General features: G+C 60.6%; 5 protein-coding genes. 3 read left to right on the top strand and 2 right to left on the bottom strand.

The window, feature by feature from the left end; all coding sequences use genetic code 11:
- From ACXRVY_RS14945 to ACXRVY_RS14935, 3 genes are all read left to right on the top strand, one after another.
- Positions 1-166, top strand: a 166-nt coding sequence (locus ACXRVY_RS14945) for a YaeQ family protein (RefSeq protein WP_458237668.1), incomplete at its 5' end; no start/stop codon positions are given.
- A 66-nt stretch (positions 167-232) separates the two neighbouring features.
- Positions 233-1,942: a single-stranded-DNA-specific exonuclease RecJ gene (gene recJ / locus ACXRVY_RS14940; protein WP_458237667.1), complete on the top strand. Its 1,710-nt coding sequence runs from the start codon at positions 233-235 to the stop codon at positions 1,940-1,942.
- A gap of 276 nt (positions 1,943-2,218) precedes the next feature.
- Positions 2,219-3,325, top strand: coding sequence for an NADH:flavin oxidoreductase/NADH oxidase (locus tag ACXRVY_RS14935; protein ID WP_223459920.1), 1,107 nt, complete (start codon positions 2,219-2,221; stop codon positions 3,323-3,325).
- Positions 3,326-3,392: 67 nt separating this feature from the next.
- Here ACXRVY_RS14935 and glpD read toward each other — a convergent pair whose 3' ends face one another.
- Both glpD and ACXRVY_RS14925 read right to left on the bottom strand, forming a co-directional pair.
- On the bottom strand, positions 3,393-4,931 hold the full coding sequence (gene glpD, locus ACXRVY_RS14930) for a glycerol-3-phosphate dehydrogenase (protein ID WP_223459923.1): 1,539 nt from the start codon (positions 4,929-4,931) through the stop codon (positions 3,393-3,395).
- A gap of 199 nt (positions 4,932-5,130) precedes the next feature.
- Positions 5,131-5,886, bottom strand: coding sequence for a DeoR/GlpR family transcriptional regulator (locus tag ACXRVY_RS14925; protein ID WP_007971301.1), 756 nt, complete (start codon positions 5,884-5,886; stop codon positions 5,131-5,133).
- Between the last annotated feature and the right edge of the window lie 76 nt (positions 5,887-5,962).

Genomic DNA, 5,962 nt, shown 5'->3' with positions numbered 1-5,962 from the left:
CGTACATATCGCGGCTGTTCCGCAGGAAGTCCTGGAAACCCTGGCCAAAGACATGCCGCGCGTTATCAAGTGGGACGTGATGATCAGCGAAGGAACGATTTTCGTCACCGACGACCGTGGTCAGCACGAAGTCCAGTTGCAGTGGCTGGCCGGTGAGCGCGGCTGATTATTCGCCATTGCACCGCGTCACCCGGTTTTATCCTACGTATCGAAGAGAAGCATCATTCACCCCATGCGCATCGAACCTCGCCTGCTGCCCGACACCCTGCCATTCCTCGGTGATATTCCGCCGCTGCTGACCCGCCTGTACGCGGCGCGGGGTGTGCAATCCGAGGCAGAACTGGACAAGAGCCTGGCGCGGTTGATTCCGTTCCAGCAGCTCAAGGGCATCGATGCTGCCGTGGATCTGCTGGTGACGGCACTCGAACAGCGCCAGCGCATTCTGATCGTCGGCGACTTCGATGCCGACGGCGCGACGGCCAGCACCGTGGGCACCCTGGGTCTGCGTCTGTTGGGGGCGGCACATGTCGATTACCTGGTGCCCAACCGATTCGACTACGGCTACGGCCTGACACCGGAAATCGTCGCGGTGGCGCTTGAGCGTCAGCCGCATTTGCTGATTACCGTCGACAATGGCATCTCCAGCGTCGAAGGCGTGGCCGCGGCGAAAAAGGTCGGGCTCAAGGTGCTCGTCACCGACCACCACTTGCCCGGCGACGAACTGCCCTTCGCCGATGCGATCGTGAATCCGAACCAGTCTGGTTGCGAGTTTCCGAGCAAGGCACTGGCCGGTGTCGGGGTGATTTTCTATGTGCTGATGGCCTTGCGTGCGCGGTTGCGCGAGCTCGGCTGGTACACAAGCAAGCCGCAGCCGAACATCGGCGAACTGCTCGATCTGGTGGCCTTGGGCAGCGTGGCCGACGTGGTGCCGCTGGATGCCAACAACCGGATTCTGGTGCATCAGGGCCTCGAGCGGATTCGTGCCGGACGTGCCCGGCCGGGGATCAAGGCGATCCTCGAAGTGGCCAAGCGCGATCATGCGCGCATCACCTCCACCGATCTGGGTTTCATTGTCGGCCCGCGCCTGAACGCGGCGGGACGGCTGGATGACATGAGCCTGGGTATTGAGTKCCTGCTGACCGAAGACGCAGGTCTGGCCCGTGAGATGGCTGCTCAATTGGACGGCATGAACCAGGATCGCAAATCCATCGAGCAAGGCATGCAGCGTGAAGCGCTGGCGCAGCTCAAGGATCTGCCGGTGGAGTCGATGCCGTTCGGCTTGTGCCTGTTCGATCCCGAGTGGCATCAGGGCGTCATAGGTATTCTCGCGTCACGGATGAAAGAGCGCTATTTCCGCCCGACCATCGCCTTTGCCGATGCCGGAGATGGCCTGCTCAAGGGCTCGGGGCGTTCGGTCCAGGGCTTTCATATCCGCGACGCCTTGAGCGTGGTGGCGGCGCAGCACCCGAATCTGATCACCAAGTATGGCGGCCACGCGATGGCGGCCGGCCTGACGCTGCCGGAAGCGAATTTTCCCTTGTTCGCCGAAGCCTTTGACGCTGAAGTGCGCCGGCAATTGCGCGAAGAGGACCTGACTGGCCGGCTGCTGTCGGACGGCACCCTGGCGGTGGAAGAGTTTCACCTGGAGCTGGCCCGAGCCCTGCGGCATGCCGGCCCGTGGGGGCAGCACTTTCCGGAACCGTTGTTTCATGGGGTGTTCCAGTTGGTCGAGCAGCGCGTCGTTGGCGAACGGCACCTTAAAGTCGTGCTGAAAAGTGAATGTGGTTCGGTGAAACTCGACGGCATTGCCTTTGGGATCGACCGCGACATCTGGCCAAATCCGACCATCAAGTGGGTGGAACTGGCCTACAAGCTCGACCTCAACGAGTTTCGTGGCAACGAGACGGTCCAGCTGATGATTGCCCACATCGAACCGCGTTGAACCGACACCTGTAGGAGCGAGCTCGCGATGGGCGTGAACGATGGCGCTGGGGACCTGATACCCCGCGGTGTCCTGTCGTCCATCGCGAGCGAGCTCGCTCCTACAAAGGGGCGACATCCCTCGATGTCGACTAGGCTCTAAACACTGCTTGATTTTGGCCTTGTGACGTCTTGTCGAATTTTTTGCCCGCGGGGGCGGGTGCTGTACCTTTTTCCTGTCACTCGTCGACTATTCAAACAGAACCTGGAGCCTGCCCACTGATTCGAGAGGTGCCCCATGAGTCTGCTGCTTGAACCCTTTACCCTTCGCCAATTGACCCTGCCCAACCGCATCGCGGTATCGCCGATGTGCCAGTACTCCAGCGCCGAAGGCCTGGCCAATGACTGGCACCTGGTCCACCTCGGCAGCCGCGCTGTCGGCGGGGCCGGGCTAGTGTTTACCGAAGCCACGGCGGTCACCGCCGACGGGCGCATCACGGCCGAGGACCTCGGTCTGTGGAATGACGAACAGATCGAACCCCTGCAACGCATCACCCGCTTCATCACCGCCCAGGGCGCCGTTGCCGGCATTCAACTGGCCCATGCCGGGCGCAAGGCCAGCACCTACCGGCCGTGGCTCGGCAAGCATGGCAGCGTCAAGCCCGATGAGGGCGGCTGGGTGCCGGTCGGCCCTTCACCGATTGCGTTCGACCCACAGCACACCCAACCCAGACAACTCGATGACGGCGAGATCGCCAAGGTGATCCAGGCCTTTGTCGATGCGGCAAAGCGCTCACTGACGGCCGGTTTCAAGGTGGTCGAAGTGCATGCGGCCCATGGTTACCTGCTGCATCAGTTCCTGTCGCCGTTGAGCAACCAGCGTCGTGATCAATATGGCGGTTCGTTCGAAAATCGCATTCGGCTGGTGCTGCAGGTCACCGAAGCGGTGCGCGCGGTGTGGCCTGAGGAGTTGCCGGTGTTTGTCAGGGTCTCGGCCACCGACTGGGTGGAAGACGGCTGGAACCCTGATGAAACCGTGGAACTGGCACGCCGCCTCAAAGCCCTGGGGGTCGACCTGATCGACGTCTCGTCGGGCGGGACGGCGGTGAATGCCGAAATTCCCACAGGCCCTGGTTACCAGACCCGCTTCGCCGAACGTGTGCGCAAGGAGTCGGGCATGGCCACCGGCACGGTTGGCATGATCACCGAGCCGGCACAGGCCGAGCACATCCTGCGCACCTGTCAGGCGGACATCATCTTCCTGGCCCGTGAGTTGTTGCGTGACCCCTACTGGGCGTTGCATGCAGATGACGATCTGGGCGGGCACAAGGCCGTGTGGCCGGCGCAGTATCAGCGGGCGACTCACCGTGAGCAGCCGATTCACGAATCGGATTTGCGTGACTGAAATCCATCGATACGAAAAAGCCCCTGAATCGCGAGATTCAGGGGCTTTTGTTTATGCCGGTGACCGATCAGGCCGCTTCGATCTTGCTGCGGTTCTGTTCGACCTTGTTCAGGTAGTCCTTGAGCTTTTCCTGCTCGGCCACCGTCGTGAACAAGCCGAGCTTGCTGCGACGCCAGAGGATGTCGTGGGCGCTGGTTGCCCATTCTTCGCTGCACAGATAGTCGACTTCACGGGTGTAGAGACCGCCGCCGATGTGCTCGCCCATATCGCTGAGGTCCTGTACGCCTTCGAGCATGCGCCAGGTGCGGCTGCCGTAGGAGGTGGCCCAGCGGCGCGCGATCTCGCTCGGTAGCCAGTCGAATTGGTCGCGGATACGCGAGCTCAAGGCTTGCGGGGTGGTCATGCCTTCACCGCCCGGCAGCGTGGCGCTGGCGGTCCAGCTTGGCTGGATGTGCTTGAAGTAAGGTGCCAGTTGCGCCAGCGCCGACTCGGCCAGCTTGCGATAAGTAGTGAGCTTGCCACCGAACACCGACAGCAACGGAGCCTCTTCGCCAGTGCCAGACAGCGCCAGGGTGTAATCGCGGGTCACGGCCGACGGGTTGTCGGATTCGTCGTTGCACAGAGGCCGCACACCGGAATAGCTGTGCAGGATGTCGTCGCGGCTGATTTGTTTTTTGAAATGGGCATTGACCACGTTCAACAGGTAATCGGTTTCGCCATCGGTAATTGCCACTTTCGCCGGATCGCCGGTGTACTCGCGATCGGTGGTGCCGATCAGGGTGAAGTGATTCAGGTACGGAATGGTGAACACGATGCGCTGATCTTCGTTTTGCAGGATGTGCGCGTGTTCGCCTTCGTACAGTTTCGGCACGATCAGGTGGCTGCCCTGGATCAGGCGGATGCCGTAAGGCGACTCCATTTTCAAGTCATCACGAATGAACTTGGCGACCCATGGCCCGGCCGCATTGACCAACGCCTTGGCGCGGATCGAAAACAGGCTGCCATCGGCGCGTTCCAGATGCAGGTGCCACAAACCCTTGGTACGGCGCGCGCTGACACAGCGGGTCTGGGTGTGGACGTGGGCGCCTTTTTCCCGGGCGGCCATGGCGTTCAACACCACCAGGCGCGCGTCGTCGACCCAGCAATCGGAGTATTCGAAGCCCTTGGTGATCTCGTTTTTGAGCGCGCTGTCGGGGCCGAACTTCAGGCTTTTCGAACCTTGCAGTTGCTCGCGCTTGCCCAGGTTGTCATAGAGGAACAGACCGGCGCGAATCATCCACGCCGGGCGCAGGTGCGGGCGGTGCGGCAACACGAAACGCATTTGCTTGACGATGTGCGGAGCCTTGGCCAGCAGTACTTCACGTTCGGCCAAGGCTTCACGCACCAGGCGGAATTCGTAATGTTCGAGGTAGCGCAGGCCACCGTGAATCAGCTTGCTGCTGGCCGACGAGGTATGGCTGGCCAGGTCATCCTTTTCGCAAAGGAACACCGAGAGACCGCGACCGGCGGCATCCGCGGCAATTCCCACGCCATTGATCCCGCCACCGATGACGGCGATATCGTAGACCTCGGCGAGAGGGGGCGTAGGCAAGGTGGAATTGGGCATCGGCTCGGCCTCGGAATTCTTTATGTTCTGTATTTGAATTCGAACATTAATGTTCATTTTCGAAAATACTAGCCCATAAAGACCCGTACGGCCAGTCAGCTTCGATTGAAAATACTCATCGAGGGGCCGTTAAAGGAAAATTTACGAACATTTTGTTGTGCATTGGCGTCAATACAGACGCCGAAGAAGGAGGGTGGGCTTAAACGACTTCCAGCCGAACCTTGTGCTGGTTCAACAGTTGCGCCAGCGCCGGGGAAGGCTGCTGATCGGTGACCAGGCAATCGACCAGGCTGATCGGTCCCAGGCGAATCATGGCGTTGCGCCCGAACTTGCTGGAGTCGGCCGCGAGGATCACTTGTCGGGCATTGGCGATAATCGCCTGGGATACCCGCACTTCCTGATAATCGAAGTCCAGCAGGCTGCCGTCCTCATCGATACCACTGATGCCGACCAGGGCGAAATCGACCTTGAACTGGTTGATGAAGTCGACACTTGCCTGACCGACCACGCCGCCGTCACGCCGTACATTGCCACCGGTCAGCAGCACGTCGAAGTCGTCCTTGGCGCTGAGCATCGATGCCACATGCAGGTTGTTGGTGATGATTTTCAGGTGACTGTGGTTGAGCAGTGCCCGGGCAATGGATTCGGTGGTCGTGCCGATGTTGATGAACAACGAGGCATGGTCGGGAATCTGTGCGGCAATGGCTTCGCCGATACGCTGTTTTTCATCGCGCATCTGATCGGCGCGCATGGCATAGGCAGTGTTTTCGACACTGGAGTCGTAAGCCGCGCCGCCATGGTAGCGACGCAACAAATTGGCTTCCGCGAGCTGATTGATGTCGCGGCGAATGGTCTGCGGGGTAACTACGAACAGAGTGGCCATTTCCTCGATGCTGACATAGCCGCGTTCGCGGACCAGTTCGAGGATTTGCTGCTGACGGGGAGGCAGATTCATGGGGCGTCCTTTGGGCTGCCGTGCAAAATTTGCCCATGATGCCGCAGGAATCTGCTCCCGACCAGTTACATACAGA

This window comes from Pseudomonas sp. P5_A2_2, from assembly GCF_054177685.1.
The sequence above is the reverse complement of the archived record's forward strand: the minus strand, read 5'-3'. Positions and strand labels throughout refer to the sequence as shown.

What these genes read in the sequence shown, in the direction of transcription:
- ACXRVY_RS14935 (WP_223459920.1), top strand. Translation starts at nt 2,219, where the DNA reads ATGAGTCTGCTGCTTGAACCCTTTACCCTTCGCCAATTGACCCTGCCC.
- glpD (WP_223459923.1), bottom strand. Translation starts at nt 4,931, where the DNA reads ATGCCCAATTCCACCTTGCCTACGCCCCCTCTCGCCGAGGTCTACGAT.
- ACXRVY_RS14925 (WP_007971301.1), bottom strand. Translation starts at nt 5,886, where the DNA reads ATGAATCTGCCTCCCCGTCAGCAGCAAATCCTCGAACTGGTCCGCGAA.